Consider the following 17942-nt stretch of genomic DNA (forward strand, 5'->3'; position numbering starts at 1 on the left):
TTCTCATCCCTCCCGATTGCCGAGCGACCGTCCAGGGGCGCCCGCCGGTCCGCGGCCGGTCGCATCGCGCGTTGCCTCTTCTGCGGCCGAGATCGGCCGGTTCGGCATTCCTTCATGCGCCGTCGGAGCTTCTTCCTTCGGACCGCGGTTGATCAGCCGGTTGATGTAGAAGACGCCCGTTGAAAACACGATGCCGTATATGAAGACGAAGAGCGCCAGCGTGGTTGCCACGCTGGCGCCGGGAACGGGCGAAACGCCATCGGCGGTGCGCATCAGTCCGTGAACGAGCCACGGCTGCCTGCCCTGCTCCGTCACGATCCAGCCGGCCAGGATGGCGATGAAACCGAGTGGCCACATGTAGGAAGCCGCGCGCAGATAGAGACGATTGTCGAACAGGCGCCCGCGCCACCAGAGATATCCTCCCCACACACCCATCGCGATCAGGATCAGGCCGATCCCGATCATGATGCGGAAGGCGAAGAAAACATTGGCGACGGGTGGCCATTCGTCCTCCGGAAACTGCTCGAGGCCGGCATACGTCCCGCCCCATTCATGGGTCAGGATCAGACCGCCTAGGCCCGGTATGGCGATCTCGAAATGGTTCTCCCGGGCTTCTTCATCGGGCAATCCGAACAGCACGAAGGCGCTGTCGTCCGCCTCGCGCCAATGAGCCTCCATGGCCGCAACTTTTGCAGGCTGATGCTCGAGCGTGTTGAGGCCGTGCAGATCGCCGACAATGAGTTGCAACGGCGCGGAAACTGCGATCATGCCGACCGCCATGCGGAGCATGATGCGGCTTTGTCCGATATGGCGGCCGGCCAGCAGGTAGCGTGCGCCGACGGCCAGAACGACTGCGGCCGTCGTCAGGTAGGCCGCATTCAGCATGTGGGCAAGCCGATAAGGAAAGCTCGGATTGAAGATCACCTGGAGCCAATTGAGAGGATAGGCGATGCCATCGTGTACCTCGTGCCCGGCGGGCGTGTGCATCCAGCTATTGGCGGCGAGAATCCAGAAGGCGCTGATAGCCGTCCCGATTGCAACCAGCACTGCCGACAGCGTCACAAGCCAGTCGGGAAACCGGTTCCAGCCGAACAGCATGATGCCCAGAAAGGTGGCCTCCAGATAAAACGCCGTCAGCACCTCATAGCCGATGAGCGGGCCGATGACGTTGCCGCTGAATTGCGAAAAGCGGCTCCAGTTGGTGCCGAACTGGTAGGAAAGAACGATCCCGGAGACGACGCCCATGGCGAACGAGACGGCGAAGATCTTGGTCCAGAAACGCGCCAACCGACGATATCTCTCCTCGCTGGTGGCCATCCACATGAGAAGGAGTACGGCAATAAAGGCAGAGAGTCCGATGGTGAAGGCGGGAAAGATGATGTGAAACGAAACCGTGAACGCAAACTGGATACGCGCAAGAATTACCGGATCAAACTCCATGCCCCCTCTCCTGCCGCCGGCGAACTGGATTTCCGTTTCCAAGGGCAGGACCAATACGAATACGGCCCTACAAGAACGACGAACGCGTTTGCACCGGAAAAGGTTCCTGCAGCATAGAGGATGTCAGACGTGCGAGGTCATGCTGCCGGCGGATGCGAGACCGTTGCTCCGCAAGGCGGGCAAACCCCGGCAGCATGATGACCGCATTCAAATTCCGGAGAGGCTGCGGTGGCTGTGCTCGGCGAAGAACAGGGTGGTGATGTCGTCAATCGCCATCGGACCGCCGAACAGGTAGCCTTGGCCGTTCTTGCAGCCGATCTCGACCAGAGCGTCACGCTGTTCGATGGTTTCGATACCCTCGACAAGGACCCGCGATCCCATCGTCTCGGCAATGCCGAGAACCAGCTTCAGGACGTCGCGCTGCTTCCGATCCCTGACGGCCTTGGCTGCGAACGACCGGTCGATCTTGATTTCGTCCCAGTGGAAGTCCGTCAGATAGGACAGGGCCGAATAGCCTACACCGAAATCGTCGAGGGAGATGCCGATCCCGAGAGCGCGGAGCTGCGACAGGGTCTCCTGTATCCGCTTCAGGTCGTTCATCATGGTCGATTCGGTGACTTCCAGCTTCAACCTTCTGGCTGGAAACCCCGTGCGCGCAAGGCATTCTTCAAGCATGCCGACCACATCGTCGCTGAGGATCTGGGCAACGGAAAGATTGACCGAAAGCGTCAGTTCGACCGGCAGAAGCTGCACTTCGTTGCAGGAGGTTTCCATGATTTTCCAGCCGAGCGGGACGATGTCACCGTTTCCCTCGGCTATCGGAATGAATTCGGACGGAGAGATCCACCCAAGCTCGGCATGATACCACCGCGCCAGCGCCTCCACACCGAAAACCCGGCCCGACTCCAGGTTGAACTGGGGTTGGAAATGCGGCAGGCACTCATTGGTTTCAACGGCCCGTGCCAGTGCGCCCTCGACCACGGCACGGCGCTCGATCTCGGCACGCATCACCGTCTGATACGCGACCACGCGGCGGCGTCCGTTGGTCACGGCGTTGCAGGCCGCCAGTTCGGCATTGCGAATGACGTCCGTCGGTTCCCGATCTGCGTCATGGGCGTCGGCGTGACCGATTGCCGGTGTGATCACAAAGGAGCCATGTTCCGTCGCGATCGGCCTCAGGAACGGCGCACGGATCCGGTCGGCGATGTCGGCGGTGGTGAGACCGAGTTCTTCGTCGGAGACAGTCAGGATGAGAAATCCCTTGCCACCCGCCCGCGCCAGGCAGCCTCTTGTGTCAAGCGGATCGACGGCATGGCGAAGGAGATCCGCCGCGCCAGCCAGGACCGCGTCCTCCGCCCTTTGGTCGAAATTGACGGTCGTCGGCAGCCGGCTTTCCAGATCGACACAGAAGACGCTCAATGTTTGGTTCCGGGTCAGATCCCGGCGCGCCGCGCAAACGCGTTCGGCAAAGATCCGGTGGTTGATCAGTCCGGTCACGCCGTCATGATCGAGCCTTCTTGCCAGCCGTTCCCCCCGCTCCTGTTCTGCCTGGTTTTCCCTTTTAAGATCGGCATTCCGGCGAAGCAGGTACCAGATCCAGGCAAGAACGATGAAAAGCAGGGCAAGGGTCAACCCGGCCTGGATTTTCTGGTGAAGCAGCAGCGTTTGGCGTGCGGATTCGGACTGTGTCGCAGCCCGCGCGGCTACGGTTGCGCCGACTTGTCCAAGCGACCCGCCGACGGACTGCAACGTTCCCAGTGCCTGATCGACAGACCCGGGGCCCTTGAGATCATCGAGGACGGTTTCCAGACTGCGGATTTCCTTCAGCGCGCCGGTCAGTTTCACACGGTCGGGGCCCGATGTTTTGGCTAGCGCGCCATAGTCGGTGGCCCGCCAGGCCTCCAGCGAGGTGAGCAAACTGTGGTATGCGCGCTTTGCGGCAGACTTGTCCTCCGGCTCGCTCAAGGCGCCATAACGCGCCACGCGTTTTTCCAGCTCAGACGTGCTGAAAAGGAGACTGTCGGCCAGGATGGAGGTTTCAAGACGTGTTTGTTCGCGCAAGTGGATTTGCGCCTGGAGCAGAAATAAACTGTTCAGTCCCAACAATACCAAAAAATGCAACTAAGAGACGGGATCGCGACGCGCAACAGTCTTTCAAATTGCATCGGCTGATCCGCCCAGGTGACAGAAAGCTTTGCCCGACACAAATGGGTCCTTTCAACAGTCCAATCCGGTCGTATGTCTTGGTTTTCGGACCAACCGGAGCCCCCGGTTTGTCGGAATTGGGAAAGGGCCCAAGGTTCTGTTCCTTGTGGCCTCCCCCGGCGATTAACAACCAGTGCACGTTTTAGCGAAGGAAACTTTCACGTAACTTGCGGACGGATTGCGATTTGGTTTTTTAGAGTCCGTAGAGGGGCAATTCATCCCTGAATTCCACGTTAGCGAGTATTAGACACGAGAACCGTTAATACCCTCTAAATCCCCGCAAAATGCGGCGTTTTCAACAAAAAGCGGCAGGAATCTGCGATTTTTTAAGGATTTTCGGGTGCGCGGCAACGTCCAGGGATTTGGCGTGAAAGCCGGATGGTGCGTGACGGTCGGAAATTGCCGTGCAACCAGAAGGAGAGGACCGGTGAGGCGCCGGCATCTGGTCACCTCGCAGCCAGATCACCTGTAGGGAATAGTCATTTTGAAGAGTAGGTTAGTGTCGCTACTTCGACCGTTACAAAAGCATGCTTCTTCAAGTTTCTGAAAAATATATATTTTGATTTCATGGGGTAAGGACCGAGACCGAGGCACGGCATGAGTGCTCCGGACAGTTTTCGACGGAAGGGTCGGTCCGGGAGACGCATCCCGGACCGACCAGTCAAGGATTACTGCGGCAGCTTGTCGTCGACGCCCTGGACATACCAGTTCATGCCGAGGATTTCGCCGTCGTCGAGGGTGACACCCTCGTCAGCGGCAACCGTGCCATCCTGCTTGATTATGGGGCCGGTAAAGGGCTCCCATCCACCGGAGATCTTGGCTTCGGTCGCTTTTGCCATCTCCACAACGTCGTCCGGCAGGTTCGTGTAGGGCGCCATCACGACGTGGCCTTCGGCCAGACCGGCCCAGGTGCTCTCCGATTCCCACGTGCCGTCGAGGACAGCCTGAATGCGCTCGATGTAGTATGGCCCCCATTCATCGACAATCGCCGTGTATTGCGCGTCCGGGGCAAACTCGATCATGTCGGAGGCTTGGCCAAAGCCATGTATGCCGCGTTCCTGAGCGACCTGAAGCGGAGCCGTGGAATCCGTGTGCTGCGAGATGATGTCGGCGCCCTGGTCGATCAGCGCCTTGGCGGCGTCAGCTTCCTTGCCCGGATCGAACCACGTATTGGCCCAGACCACTTTCACTTTGAAGTCCGGATCGATGGACTGAGCGCCGAGCATGAAGGCGTTGATGCCCGAGACCACTTCCGGAATCGGGAAGGAGGCAATGTAGCCTGCCACGCCCGTCTTGGACTGTTTGGCGGCAATCTGGCCGATGATGTAGCGGCCTTCATGGAACTTGGAGTTATAGGTCGCAACGTTTTCGGCGGTCTTGTAGCCTGTTGCGTGCTCGAACTTCACTTCCGGGAATTTCTTCGCGACCTTGATGGTCGGGTTCATGTAGCCGAAAGAGGTGGTGAAGATGATATCGCAGCCTTCCCGGGCGAAGCGCTCGATCGCGCGTTCGGCATCAGGGCCCTCCGGCACGCTTTCCAGATAAGCGGTTTCGACCTTGTCGCCGAAATGTTCCTCAACGGAGAGACGGCCCTGATCGTGCTGGTAGGACCAGCCGAAATCACCGACCGGACCGACATAGATGTAGCAGGCTTTTACGTCAGCCGCATTGGCGGCGGAGCCGGCAGCCGCGAATGCGGCGGCAGCTACGGTGGCTTTCAAAAAAGATTTCATGTGTGTCATTCCCCTCTGTTTTGATCTCTCTATAGCGATCTTGTGAACCGCCCTGCCCCTGATCGCTTTGAGGTGGCGGGCGTGACCGGTGTTGCTGGTTCACCGGTCCGGAACAAACGGCTTGCCGAGACACGCTGGCGTATTGACCAGCGTCAGTCTGCGGTTCGCCGAAATGAGTACAAGCACCAGAATAGTCGCCAGGTACGGCAAGCTGGACAGCAACTGCGACGGTATATTCAGTTCGATGGCCTGGGCGTGCAGGTTGAGCACGCTGACTGCTCCGAAGAGATAGGCACCGACGACGACCCGCAGCGGCAGCCACGACGAGAACACAACGAGTGCAAGGGCAATCCAGCCCCGGCCCGCGGTCATGTTTTCCACCCATTGAGGCGTGTAGGCGAGCGACATGTAGGCGCCGGCCAGACCGGCGCACGCGCCGCCGAAGAGCACGGCGAGAAACCGGATCTTGATGACCGAATATCCCAGCGCGTGGGCGGAGCCATGATTGTTGCCGACGGCGCGCAGGATCAGTCCGGAGCGTGTACGGAACAACATGTATGCGACGACCGCGACCAGTGCGAAGCTCAGATAAACGATCACATCCTGCTGAAACAGTACGGGGCCGATGAAGGGAATGTCCGAAAGCACCGGGATGTCGAGTTTCGGCAGTTTCAGCCCCGGAACACCGATATAGGCTTCGCCGATCAGGCCCGAAAACCCGATCCCAAGTATGGTCAGGGCAAGGCCCGTGGCGACCTGATTTGCGACCATGAACAGGACGAGAAAGCCGAACAAGGCCGCCATGGCCATCCCGGCACAAATCGCCGCAATGATGCCCATAGACCCCGAACCGGTCTGGTTCGCGACCGCGAATCCGACCACGGCGCCCATGATCATCATGCCTTCGACACCAAGATTGAGAACACCGGAACGTTCGGCCACCAGTTCACCGATGGCGGCAATGAGAAGCGGCGTCGCGGCCGTGATGACGGTAAGAAGGACGGCTTCAAACATGGGTAGCCTCCCCGGCTGTAGTGCGGGGCGAGCCAATGCGGATGCGGTACAGGATCAGCGTGTCGCAGGCGAGCACGAAGAACAGGAGCAGGCCCTGGATGACACTGGCTATCTTGTTGGAAACGCCCATGGCCGATTGCACGGCCTCGCCGCCGATATAGGAGAGCGCCAGGACAAAGCCTGCCACGATGATGCCGATCGGGTTCAAACGGCCCAGGAAGGCGACGATAATGGCGGTGAAGCCGTAGCCCGGCGATATGGACGGCAGTAGTTGGTTCAACCCACCGGAAACTTCCATGATACCGGCAAGTCCGGCAAAGGCGCCGGCCAGCGCGAAGGCGAACAAGGTCAGCCGTTTTGCGGAAAATCCTGCAAAGCTTCCCGCGCGCGGGCTTTCGCCCATCACCCTGATCTCAAATCCTTTCAGGGTCTTGGCAAGGACAATTGCAAGGACAAGCGCAATGGCGATCGTGATCGGCGTCGACAGGCTTAGCGCGCGGCCGAAGAGGTCGGGCAACGTGGCGGCATCGGAAAAGAGCCGCGATTCCGGAAAATTGTAACCCTCCGGATCGCGCCACGGACCGCGCACGAGATAGTCCAGAAGCAGGCTGGCCACATAGACCAGCATCAGGCTTGTGAGGATTTCGTTGGTGTTGAAGCGGGTTTTCAATACGGCCGGGATAAGCGCCCAGAGCGCGCCGCCCAATGCACCGAAAATCAACATCAGCGGCAGTGTTGCGGCGTTTTCGAAGGAGGGAAACAGTACCGGCAGGACCGAGCCGAGCAGTGCGCCGACAATGAACTGCCCCTCGGCGCCGATGTTCCAGTTGTTGGAAAGATAACACACGGCAAGGCCGCAGCCGATCAGGATCAGGGGCGTCGCCTTGTCTATCGTTGCCTGCAAAGACCATTCCTGGGTAAGCGGTTCAATGAAGAATTTGTAGAGCCCTGCCAGCGGGTCATGCCCGGAAATGGCAAAAATCATCCCTGCCGCCACGGCGGTCAGGCCGATGGCGATCAGCGGGGACAGCAGCGCCATGAGCTGGCTGTGTTCTTTTCTTTTCACCAGTTCGATGCGCATCAGGCCACCTCCCCTTGCGTTTCGGCACCACCGGCCATGAGCAGCCCGACACGCTCGCGGGTCATGTCTTGCACCGGCTCCGCGGCGGAGAGGTAGCCCCTCGATATCACGGCGACCCGATCGGCAATCTCGAAGATCTCGTCGAGGTCCTGGCTGATAACCAGAACGGCGGAGCCTGAACGGGCGAGGTCGATCAACGCCTGGCGGATCAGCGCCGCGGCGCCGGCATCGACGCCCCAGGTCGGCTGGTTGACGATCAGGACGCCGGGTCTGCGGTCCAGCTCGCGGCCCACCACGAACTTCTGCAGGTTTCCGCCCGAAAGGGCGCGCGCTTCCGCATCATCATGAGACATGCGCACATCGTAGGTCTTCTTGATCCGCTGTTCGATGAGGCCGGCCCGGGATTTCGACAGGAAGCTGCCGCTGACAAGATTGTCGCCGGTCCCATGACGGGTCAGAACGATGTTCTGCGAGAGCTTCAAACCCGGCACGGCCCCGTGGCCGAGACGTTCCTCGGGAACGAAGGCGGCATTTTGCCTGCGCCGCCAGGTAATGTTCCTGGACCCGCACGGCTGGCCGTCGATCTGGATCATGTCCGGCGCCACCAGCATTTCGCCGGAAAGGGCATCGAACAATTCCCCCTGGCCGTTGCCGGCCACGCCGGCGATCGCCACAACTTCGCCGGCTCGGATGTCGAGGGAAATGTTGTTCAGTGCCGTCGCAAAGGGTGTCGCGGCTTTTGCGGAAAGGTTGCGCAGCCCCAAGCGGATTTCACCGATCTGTGGTTTTTGAGCGCTGGCGCTGACCGATGCGACGTCGGCGCCGACCATCATGCTTGCAAGCGAGGCCGCCGTTTCGCGGGTCGGATCGCATTCGCGGACCACCTGGCCGTGACGCAGAATGGTCGCGTGATGACAGATCCGCTTCACCTCTTCCAGCCGGTGACTGATGTAGAGCACCGCGCAGCCTTCGCCGGCAAGCCGTTGCAGCGTCAGAAACAGCTGGTCTGCCTCTTGCGGGGTCAAGACCGATGTCGGCTCGTCCATGATGATGAGCTGAGGCTCCTGCAACAGGCAGCGGACAATCTCGATCCTCTGGCGAATGCCGACGGGAAGATCGGCGACGACGTCCGACGGCTTGAGCGGCAAACCGTAGTCTCTGGAAACCGATTCGATCCGCTTTGCGAGATCGGACATGTTGCCCGGGTCGGGCAGCGCAAGCGCGATGTTCTCAACGACCGTCAGGGCTTCGAACAGCGAGAAATGCTGGAACACCATTCCGATGCCAAGGTCCCGCGCGGCGGCCGGATTGCCGATATCGACCTTTCGCCCCTGCCACAGGATTTCGCCGCCATCGGGTTCGAGCGAACCGTAGAACATCTTGACCAGCGTGGATTTGCCGGCACCGTTTTCACCCAGAAGTGCATGGATCTCGCCCTTGTTGATGACGAGGTCGACCTTGTCGTTGGCGAGAATGTCGCCGAACCGTTTGGTGAGCCCCCTGGCGTCCAGCAGTGTGTCCTTATCGGATCTGCCTTGCTGAACCATGCTCTCCGTCACCTCTGAAAGGATTACTTCCGCCACGCCGTCCCCCGCGCGTATGCTGCTTTATTGACCATGTGGTATATTTTGTGCAAGCCCTTTGCCTGCCGCAGCCTGTTGATGACCGGCTTCGTCCCGTTCAAGCAGGTCGACGGCTATGCCGGCGGCAATCGCTGCCGGATGTTTTGATTTTATGGCCGTGACCCCAACCGGACAGTTCATTTTTGCAACGAGAGCGTCGCTTATTCCCCTTGCCTTGAGACGCTTGTGAAACCGGGCTCTCTTGGTTTTCGAGCCTATGACCCCGCAATACGCGAACCGTTGCTGCAGCAAGGATCGTGCCATGATTTCTTCATCAAGCGCATGGGAATGGGTCATCGCCAGAATGAAGGCTCCATCGGGCGCCTGGTCCACCACCGCAGCCGGATCGGCGACGCACACTTTCGTGACATTTGCCGGCACGGGTCCGGGAAACTGGTGCGCGCGGGCATCGATCCAGGTGACCGCAAAAGGCAATGGCGCGAGGGCCAGAACCAGCGCCCTGCCGACATGGCCTGCTCCGAACAGAAAGAGGGGACGGCGGACCGTTCCGAACCTTTCCAGAAGCAATGGATCGCCGCTCTGCGGATCGGTGCCGATGCTGAATGGATGTGCCGGCACAGCGTCGGTGAGCTGCCTCTTCAAGACCCTCTCGCCTTGCAGCCGGGCCATGGTCGCGAACGGAACGCCTTCGGCTTCCAGCCGTGCCAGGTCTCGCGCCATTTCCAGGGCCTGTGCCGTCAGGACCTCAATGGCGAGCTCTGCCCGGCCGCCGCAGCATTGGCCGAGATCCGGACCGAGAGAGACCGATTGCCGGATGAATGCCGCCGTTCCGGTCCGGGCGGCTTTGGCAGCGCGGCGGATGGCTTCAAATTCCAGGGTGCCGCCGCCAACCGTGCCGTGATATCCGGCATCGGCGGTGACCACCATCCGTGCGCCCGTTTCTCGCGGCGTGGAGCCATCGGCGCGCGAAACGGTGACCAGGGCACAGGCATCGCCGCGTTTCAGGCTGTCAGCGATATGCGTCCAGACATTCATCGGGCCGCCTTCCTGCGCCGCATGTCCTGAACAGCCTTCATGATCGCTTCCGGTGTGGCCGGCGCGTCGAGTGTCGGGACTTCGCCCGGCCTGAGGCTGGCCACGGCATCGTTGATTGCACAAAAGACCGCATTGGCCAGCATCAGCGGCGGCTCGCCGACGGCCTTGGAACGGTAGACCGTCTTCTCAGGATTGCCGTTTCCGTCATAAAGCCGGACATTGAAGCGCTCGGGAAGGTCGGAAGCCGTCGGGATCTTGTAGGTCGACGGCGCATGCGTTCTCAGGCGCCCTCTGTCGTCCCAGACCAGTTCCTCGGTTGTCAGCCAGCCCATGCCCTGCACGAAGCCGCCTTCGATCTGGCCAAGGTCGATGGCCGGATTGAGCGAATGACCGACATCATGAAGGATATCCACCCGGTCCACCGTCATTTCGCCGGTCATGGTGTCGATCGTCACTTCGGCGCAGGCTCCGCCGAAGGCGAAATAGAAGAAGGGTCTGCCGGTGGCGCTTTCGCGGTCCCAGGTGATGCCCGGGGTTGCATAGTACCCGGCATGAGACATCTGAATACGTGCCATATGCGCGTGTTTGGCGATCTCGGCCAGAGAGAAGCTCTGGTCACCGACGAGAACCTTGTTGTCGCCGAAATGAATGACGCTCGGTCCACACTGATGCCGTTCACAGATGAAATCGATCAGCCGGCCCTTGATTTCCCGCGCGGCGTTTCTGGCCGCCATGGCGTTGAGGTCGGTTCCGGACGATGCCGCCGTCGGTCCGGTGTTGGGAACCTTCGACGTGTTGGTCGCCGTGATCCGTACCTTGTTCAGGGTGACGCCGAATTCTTCCGCCACGACCTGCGCGACCTTCTGATAGAGCCCCTGCCCCATCTCCGTCCCGCCATGGTTCAGGTGAACCGAGCCGTCCGTATAAAGATGCACCAGAGCTCCGGCCTGGTTGAGATGCTTCAAGGTGAAGGAAATGCCGAATTTGACCGGCGTCAGGGCAAGCCCCTTTTTCAGGACCGCATTTTCGGCGTTGAACGCTGCAACCTCTTCCCGGCGCAGCCAGTAGTCCGAGCTCTCTTCCAGTTGTGAAATAAGGTCGTGCATGACCTCGTATTCTTCAACGGGCATACCGTAGGGCGTCAGGTTGCGCTCGCCGTCATAGAAGTTCAGTTTGCGGATCTCGAGCGGGTCCTTGCCGAGCCTGATGGCGATCGCGTCGATCATCCGCTCGGCCGCAAGCATGCCCTGAGGTCCGCCGAAGCCTCTGAAGGCGGTGTTGGAACAGGTATCCGTGCGCAGGCGCCGGGACCGTATCGCCGCGTCCGGATAGAAATAGCTGGAGTCAGCGTGAAAAAGAGTGCGGTCGTTGACGCCGAGCGAGAGGTCGACCGAGTAACCGCAACGTGCCAGGAACTCCATGTCCACGGCACGGATCCTGCCTGATCCGTCGTGCCCGACTTTCCATTCGACCTTAAAATCATGCCGCTTGCCGGTCATGATCATGTCGTCGTCGCGATCAAGGCGGATCTTGCAGGTTCTGCCGGTCCGGCAGGCCGCGAGCGCTGCCAGGCTCGCCCACTGGTTCGCCTGGGACTCCTTGCCGCCAAAACCGCCTCCCATGCGGCGCACCTCGGCGGTTATCGCCGCATCTGGCACGCCGAGCACCTTGGCAACCGTGTGCTGGATCTCGCTCGGGTGCTGGGTTGAGGAATAGACCAGCATGCCGCCATCTTCCTGCGGCTGCGCCATGGCGATCTGGCCTTCCAGATAGAAATGCTCCTGGCCGCCGATATACATGGTGCCCGAGAGGACTTCTTCTGCCGCCTGCATGCCGGTTTCGGGTGATCCGCGGCGGAATTGATAGTCCGGCAGCACGGTCGTGTCGGCGTCCACGGCATCGTCCGCCGTCAGGATCGGGGTGATGGGGGAAACATCTATTTTCGCCTTGAGCGCTGCCTTGCGGGCGGCTTCACGGGTCACGGCCACAACGGCAAAGACAACCTGGCCATAAAACTGGATCTCGTCCTTCGCCAGAACCGGGTCGTCGCCAAAGGCGGAGGAGCAGTCATTCGTGCCCGGAATGTCGCCCGCCGTCAGCACCGCAACCACGCCGGGGACAGAGCGAACTTCATCAAGGTCGATGGACTGGATTCTGCCTCGTACCGCGTCCCGCGCCCAGCCCGGCACCACATGAAGCGTGTCGGCGGGCTCCACCATGTCATCGATATAGGTGGCTGTCCCGCGCACATGTTTTTCCGCACTGTCATGCGGCAGCGCCTTGCGCACGTGCTTCAGGTTTGTTGCCAGGTTTTTGCGGTCAAGCGGCGCGGTCATGGTCAGCCTCCCGCTTTGCCAGGACCCGCAGCTCCTCCGGCGCGGTGCCGCTGATCTCCATCAGCGACTTTGCAAGCAGCGCCCTGGCGGTTTCCATCCGGTATTCGGCGCCGGCCCGCATGTCGGTTATCGGCGCGAAATCGGATAGCAGCGCCTGCATTCCCTCCCCCAGGTAGAGGGATCGTCCAGCAACGCGCCCTTAAGGGCCGCTTCGGCCCCTCCGGCGCGTTTCGGGGTGGGCGCCATGCCGCCATAGGCGATCCGGGCCGAGAGTATGACGCCGTCCTCGATCGTATACCGGAATGCACCCATGACCGCGGAAATGTCCTGATCGAACCGTTTGGAGATCTTGTAGCAACGGAAGGCCTGGTTGGCTGACAGGCGCGGGACGAAGAGCCCCGTGACGAACTCGCCGTGCAGGCGATTCTGCTTGCCGTAGTCGATGAAGAATTCCTCCAGAGGCAGGGCCCGTGACCCCTCTGCAGATTGCAGCTCCAGTGTCGCCCCGAGCGCGATCAACGCGGGAGGTGTATCTCCGATGGGAGACCCGTTGGCGATATTGCCGCCGACCGTTCCCAGGGCCCGAACCTGTTTGGATCCGATGCGTCTCCAAAGCTCTCCGAGGTCCGGGGAGATCTCCGTCATCGCTTCTTCCGTTGCCTGGTAAGTCGCCGTCGCGCCGATCAGGACGCCTGACGGACTGCTTTCCACCCGGTCCAGACCTTCGATTCTTCCGAGCCAGATCATCTTGGGCAGCTCACGCAGCTGTTTCGTGATCCAAAGACCGACATCGGTGGCTCCTGCCACGAGGGTCGCATCGGGGTGCTGGCCGTAAAGCGCCGCAAGGCCGTCGAGCGTGGCCGGCGAGGAAAAGAAAGCTTCGCTGTCGCCGATGAAGATGTCGCGGCTGTCCGCAAGGACCTTGAGCTTTTCGCGCGTCTCGTTCGCCCGCCAGGAAAAGACGTCGTCGGCAGCGTCGAAACAGGCATCCAGCGCCGCGTCGATGATTGACCGGTATCCTGTGCAACGGCAAAGGTTGCCCGCCAGCCAGTCGGTGACGGTCTTGCGCGAGCGCGGCGCGTCTTCGGCGTGGTAGAGCGTGAACAGCGACATGATGAAACCCGGCGTGCAGAAACCGCACTGCGAGCCGTGAAATTCCACCATGGCGGCCTGGACAGGGTGAAGCCTGTCGTCCTGGGCCAGGTCTTCGACGCTCACCAGTTCAGCACCGTCGATCATGCCCAGAAGCTGGATGCAGCTGTTGACGGGCCTGTAGGTCAGCCTGCCTTCCACAAGTCGGCCGACGGCAACCGTACAGGCGCCGCAATCGCCCTCGCCGCAGCCTTCCTTCGTCCCGGTTTCGTGGCGGCGGAGCCTCAGGTAGTCGAGAACCGTTTCGGTCGGACCGACATTTTCCAGTTCGATGATTTCGCCGCCCTTGAGAAAGCGGATGGTATCGCGCATCGCTCAACTCCCCCGGTAAGTCGAATAGCCGTAAGGCGACAGCAGCAGCGGCACGTGGTAGTGGCCGTCCTGCTCGGCAATGCCGAAGCGGATCGGGATGACATCCAGAAACAGCGGCTCAGGCAAGGCTTCGCCGGTTGTCCTCAAGTAGTCGCCTGCAAAGAAGCGCAGCTCATAAGTGCCGGTTGCGAAGGTGCTTGCCTCGAGGATCGGGCGGTCGACACGGCCATCATCATTTGTCTCGTGAGCGGAGATCATTTCTGGCTTATCGCCCTGTGACCAGAGTTCGATTCTCAAGCCCCGGGCCGGCCTGCCCAAAGCAGTGTCCAGAACGTGCGTCGTCAAACGCCCCATAAGTCTCCTCCCTCGCGCGGCAACGTGCCGCAAAGCCGCCACAAAAACTGTGCCTTAAAAAAGCGCGGAACCAAAGCGCTCATTTGAGAGCTTAATGATGCCTATTTGGCATCAAGCGCAGGAAGTTGATCCTTTAAGGCGTACACGGCATGATCGAAAAACATGCCGGGTGCCAGGGCCAGCGCGCGCAAGGAAGATGTTACCACACAGAGCCGATCCGCCTGAAGAGGCGTGTCCGAAAGCGGCTTGAAGACCAACACTCCGGACGCAAGATCGTCTTCGCAGCCGATCAGGGTCTGAAAGCCGATTACCTGTTCCTCCCGGGCGAGCGCCCGCATCAGACGCAGCGAGTTGGCCTCGACATAGGTCCGCGAGGCTCCCGGGATCCGGCGACGTACCTGATCGAGGCGTGTGCGGATCGAAAGACCCTCGGAAGGCAATGCGACCGGGTATTTCAGACAATCCTGCAGGCTGAGCGATTTTGCTCCCGCAAGGGGATGACCGGGGGCCATCAGCGCACCGATCACCAGCTCATGCTCGAAGGCGATCGTAAGGGCTGAGGTTTCCGGCGGGTCAAAGGTGAAGCCGACATCGGCTTCCGCCGCTTCCACCTTGCTTGCCGCTTCCTGCGAGGACGAGATCGACACGTTCACATGGATGCCGGGATAGCTCTTGCGAAAACCGCTGATGACCGCCGGAAGCAGTTTTTCCGCGACGCTCTCCACGGAGGCGATCGATACGGTTCCGCGGCGCAGGCCCTTGAGCGCATCGAGCTCGGCGACCGTTCCTTCAAAGTCCGAATACGTCCGGCGGATATGGGCAAGCAGCAATTCGCCCGCCTGAGACAGCCTGATGCGGCGCCCGACCCTGTCGAAAAGCTGCAAGCCGAGCGCTTCTTCGAGCCACAGAATCTGGCGGTTGACCGCCGATGAGGCGACATTCAGCTGGCGCGACGCCGCCCGGATCGATCCGGCCTCCGCGGCCGCCAGGAAATAGCGCATGGCCGGGCTGTAGAGATTGCGCGAAAGATCCTGAGCCCGGCCTGGACGCGTTTTCATGCCGCCCTACGGGATCAGCACGGTGGTGCCGGTCGTCTTGCGCCCCTCCAGGTCGCGGTGTGCCTGGGTGGCGTCGGCGAGCCTGTATTCCTGATTGACCTCGATCTTCACGATACCCTTGAGCACCATTTCGAACAGTTCGCCGGCGGTTGCCTCGAGGGCTTCGCGGCTGGCGACGTAATTGAAGAGCGTCGGCCGGGTCGCATAGAGGGACCCCTTTTGCGCCAGAAGGGCCAGATTGAAATCCGCAATCGGCCCCGACGACTGGCCGAAACTGACCCACAGGCCGCGCGGCTTCAGACAGTCGAGCGAACCTGGACAGGTGTCTTTGCCGACGGAATCATAGACCACGTCGCAGCCCTTGCCGCCGGTGATCTCCTTGACCCGCTCGACGAAGTTCTCCGTCCGGTAGTTGATCATGTGCCGGTAGCCGTGGGCCTTGGCAAGTTCGATCTTTTCCTCCGAACCGGCCGTCCCGATGACGGTTGCGCCAAGGTGGGCGGCCCACTGGCCCGCGATCAGGCCGACGCCGCCGGCGGCTGCATGAAACAGAAGCGTCGTGTCCGGTCCAACCTGAAACGTCTGCCGCAACAGATACTGGGCCGTCATGCCCTTGAGCATCATGCCGGCGGCAGTCTTGTCGTCGATGCCGTCCGGGATCACCACCAGCCGGTCCGCCGGAACGATGCGCTCCTGCGCATAGGCACCGAGCGGGCCGACATAGGCGACGCGGTCGCCGGGGTTCAGGTGCGTCACCCCTTCGCCCACGGTCTGGACCACTCCTGCCCCTTCATTGCCAGGACTGAACGGAGTGCCGTTGGGAGCCGGATAGAGCCCGGAACGGAAATAGGTGTCGATGAAGTTCAGGCCGATCGCCGTCTGCCGGATCCGGGCTTCGCCGGGGCCGGGTTCTCCGACCTCGACATGCTCCCAACGCATGACATCCGGGCCGCCGGTTTCGTGAACACAGATTGCTTGAACCATCTTAACCTCCGCGGCCAGCCTTGAGCTGTGGTTTCCATTCAACGCCTAGGTGCGCTTTGCCTTTGTGCGCTTGCCCTTGGCAAGAACATTAATGATTTCAACGCCCGCCGAAAAGGCCATGGCAAAATAGATGTAGCCGCGCGGGATATGGAATCCCAGACCGTCCGCAATGAGCGCAACGCCGATCAGAAGCAGGAAGGACAAGGCCAGCATCTTGGTGGTCGGGTGTTCCTTGATGAAGTTCGCGACCGGGCCGGAGGCGACATACATCACGATCATCGCAATGACGACGGCTGCGACCATGACCTCGACATGTTCGGCCATGCCGATGGCGGTGATGATGGAATCGACCGAAAACACGAGGTCGATGACGATAATCTGGGCGATTACGGCCGCAAAACTCTTCCTGAGATCGCCCTTCTGATCGCCTTCCTCGTCGCCTTCGATCCCCTTGTGGATTTCGTGCGTTGCCTTGACGAGCAGAAACAGACCGCCGGCGATCAGGATTGCGTCGCGCCAGGAGAATGCATGGTCCCCAAGTGCGAACAGCGGCGCGGTCAGCCCGATCAGCCATGCCAGGAGGGAGAGCAGGATTATTCTGAACACCAGAGCCAGCGCCAGCCCGATTTGCCTTGCCCGGTTTGCCATGGCGGCCGGAAGGCGCGAGACGATGACCGAAATGAAGACGATATTGTCGATCCCGAGCACGATCTCCATGACCGTCAAGGTCACGAGACTTGCCCAGATCTGCGGATCCGTTACCCAAGCCAGCATGGCTACCTCTGTGATTTCAGCTAAGTCAGTGGATTAGTCGACGCGGTCGAGGAGTTGCTGAACCGCGGAAACAGAAAACAGATACAAACTCGCCGCTGTGAATATCATCGCCGAAAGACCGTTCAATGACATGCCGTTGAGGATGGCGAGCCCGGCCAGTCCGATCCATATCAAGGTGACCGGCAGGGTGATGATCCGCCAGCGGCGAACGCGGACTGGATGGACGAAACGCACGGGTGCGAACGTCAAGGCACAACACAACAGAACGAATGCAATGGTAAAGCCCTCTGAAGGCGAGAGGACCATCAGGCCGAAAATGGCCATGTTCCAGCCGGCGGGAAAGCCCTTGAAGGAACCATCCGGGGTCTTCATGCCATTGTCGGCGAAATAGAGCGCTCCGGTAAAGACGACGAGCCCGCCGCAGATCCAGTTCCAGGGATGCGAGAGCATCAGGCTCCCGGAAAGAGCGAAGGCCGGAAGGAAAACGTAGGTCGCGTAGTCGATGACAAAATCCAGGGACGCTCCGGACCAGCGGGGCAGCCGTTCGGCAATATTGAAGCGGCGGGCCAACGGTCCATCGATGCCGTCCACCACGAATGCCAGTCCGAGCCAGGCAAACATCTCCGCCCATTTTCCCTGGGCGCCCGCCAGAAGGGCAACCAGGGCAATGGGTGCTCCGGACGCTGTCAGGATATGGATCAGAAACAGAGCAGGTTCCGGCGCCTCTTTGCCTGGCGTAATGTCTGTCACAGGATTTCCTCACTCAAGAATCTGGGCGCGATGCGAAACTGCGATAGCGCTTGGATTGGGTGATGTAAACGTCCTTGCCCAGTGATCATACAGGCGCCGGGCAACCCTTTATTGTAATCGTATGACAGTGT

General features: G+C 60.6%; 13 protein-coding genes and 1 pseudogene. All 14 read right to left on the minus strand.

All coding sequences use genetic code 11. The features are described from left to right. Positions 1-3: 3 nt before the first annotated feature. Complete coding sequence (locus ON753_RS09930; RefSeq protein ID WP_265962356.1) at positions 4-1440, minus strand: cytochrome ubiquinol oxidase subunit I; 1437 nt, start codon at positions 1438-1440, stop codon at positions 4-6. A 207-nt stretch (positions 1441-1647) separates the two neighbouring features. Next, positions 1648-3501, minus strand: coding sequence for a putative bifunctional diguanylate cyclase/phosphodiesterase (locus ON753_RS09935; protein WP_265962358.1), 1854 nt, complete (start codon positions 3499-3501; stop codon positions 1648-1650). An 812-nt stretch (positions 3502-4313) separates the two neighbouring features. Beyond that, a complete protein-coding gene (locus ON753_RS09940; RefSeq protein ID WP_265962359.1) occupies positions 4314-5378 on the minus strand; it encodes a BMP family ABC transporter substrate-binding protein in 1065 nt (354 codons plus the stop codon). Between the two features lie 99 nt (positions 5379-5477). Then, on the minus strand, positions 5478-6392 hold the full coding sequence (locus tag ON753_RS09945; protein ID WP_265962360.1) for an ABC transporter permease: 915 nt from the start codon (positions 6390-6392) through the stop codon (positions 5478-5480). Next, positions 6385-7473, minus strand: coding sequence for an ABC transporter permease (locus tag ON753_RS09950; protein WP_265962361.1), 1089 nt, complete (start codon positions 7471-7473; stop codon positions 6385-6387). The genes ON753_RS09945 and ON753_RS09950 overlap by 8 nt, the downstream gene beginning before the upstream one ends. Then, positions 7473-9020 (minus strand): ABC transporter ATP-binding protein, encoded by a 1548-nt coding sequence (locus ON753_RS09955; RefSeq protein WP_265967119.1) that lies wholly within the window; start codon positions 9018-9020, stop codon positions 7473-7475. The genes ON753_RS09950 and ON753_RS09955 overlap by 1 nt, the downstream gene beginning before the upstream one ends. A 60-nt stretch (positions 9021-9080) precedes the next feature. Next, on the minus strand, positions 9081-10091 hold the full coding sequence (gene xdhC / locus ON753_RS09960; RefSeq protein ID WP_265962362.1) for a xanthine dehydrogenase accessory protein XdhC: 1011 nt from the start codon (positions 10089-10091) through the stop codon (positions 9081-9083). Continuing rightward, a complete protein-coding gene (xdhB, locus tag ON753_RS09965) occupies positions 10088-12427 on the minus strand; it encodes a xanthine dehydrogenase molybdopterin binding subunit (RefSeq protein WP_265962363.1) in 2340 nt (779 codons plus the stop codon). The genes xdhC and xdhB overlap by 4 nt, the downstream gene beginning before the upstream one ends. Beyond that, positions 12411-13891, minus strand: a pseudogene (gene xdhA / locus ON753_RS09970) (xanthine dehydrogenase small subunit). Before xdhA ends, xdhB begins: the two are co-directional and overlap by 17 nt. Positions 13892-13894: 3 nt before the next feature. Beyond that, on the minus strand, positions 13895-14245 hold the full coding sequence (gene uraH / locus ON753_RS09975; protein ID WP_265962364.1) for a hydroxyisourate hydrolase: 351 nt from the start codon (positions 14243-14245) through the stop codon (positions 13895-13897). 101 nt (positions 14246-14346) lie between these two features. Next, positions 14347-15303 (minus strand): LysR family transcriptional regulator, encoded by a 957-nt coding sequence (locus tag ON753_RS09980; RefSeq protein ID WP_265962365.1) that lies wholly within the window; start codon positions 15301-15303, stop codon positions 14347-14349. Between the two features lie 6 nt (positions 15304-15309). After that, positions 15310-16287, minus strand: a complete 978-nt coding sequence (locus ON753_RS09985) for a quinone oxidoreductase family protein (RefSeq protein WP_265962366.1) — start codon at positions 16285-16287, stop codon at positions 15310-15312. Positions 16288-16332: 45 nt separating this feature from the next. Next, a complete protein-coding gene (locus ON753_RS09990) occupies positions 16333-17061 on the minus strand; it encodes a TerC family protein (RefSeq protein ID WP_265962367.1) in 729 nt (242 codons plus the stop codon). Positions 17062-17094: 33 nt separating this feature from the next. After that, the gene (locus tag ON753_RS09995) at positions 17095-17811 is read right to left on the minus strand and encodes a CDP-alcohol phosphatidyltransferase family protein (protein ID WP_265962368.1); all 717 of its coding nucleotides are present in this window, start codon (positions 17809-17811) and stop codon (positions 17095-17097) included. Between the last annotated feature and the right edge of the window lie 131 nt (positions 17812-17942).

Source organism: Roseibium salinum (assembly GCF_026240905.1).
Taxonomy (GTDB): Bacteria; Pseudomonadota; Alphaproteobacteria; order Rhizobiales; family Stappiaceae; genus Roseibium; species Roseibium salinum.

Coding starts and splice junctions, on each gene's coding strand:
- ON753_RS09930 (WP_265962356.1), bottom strand. CDS start 1,440: ATGGAGTTTGATCCGGTAATTCTTGCGCGTATCCAGTTTGCGTTCACG.
- ON753_RS09940 (WP_265962359.1), bottom strand. CDS start 5,378: ATGAAATCTTTTTTGAAAGCCACCGTAGCTGCCGCCGCATTCGCGGCT.
- ON753_RS09945 (WP_265962360.1), bottom strand. CDS start 6,392: ATGTTTGAAGCCGTCCTTCTTACCGTCATCACGGCCGCGACGCCGCTT.
- ON753_RS09950 (WP_265962361.1), bottom strand. CDS start 7,473: ATGCGCATCGAACTGGTGAAAAGAAAAGAACACAGCCAGCTCATGGCG.
- ON753_RS09955 (WP_265967119.1), bottom strand. CDS start 9,020: ATGGTTCAGCAAGGCAGATCCGATAAGGACACACTGCTGGACGCCAGG.
- xdhC (WP_265962362.1), bottom strand. CDS start 10,091: ATGAATGTCTGGACGCATATCGCTGACAGCCTGAAACGCGGCGATGCC.
- xdhB (WP_265962363.1), bottom strand. CDS start 12,427: ATGACCGCGCCGCTTGACCGCAAAAACCTGGCAACAAACCTGAAGCAC.
- uraH (WP_265962364.1), bottom strand. CDS start 14,245: ATGGGGCGTTTGACGACGCACGTTCTGGACACTGCTTTGGGCAGGCCG.
- ON753_RS09980 (WP_265962365.1), bottom strand. CDS start 15,303: ATGAAAACGCGTCCAGGCCGGGCTCAGGATCTTTCGCGCAATCTCTAC.
- ON753_RS09985 (WP_265962366.1), bottom strand. CDS start 16,287: ATGGTTCAAGCAATCTGTGTTCACGAAACCGGCGGCCCGGATGTCATG.
- ON753_RS09990 (WP_265962367.1), bottom strand. CDS start 17,061: ATGCTGGCTTGGGTAACGGATCCGCAGATCTGGGCAAGTCTCGTGACC.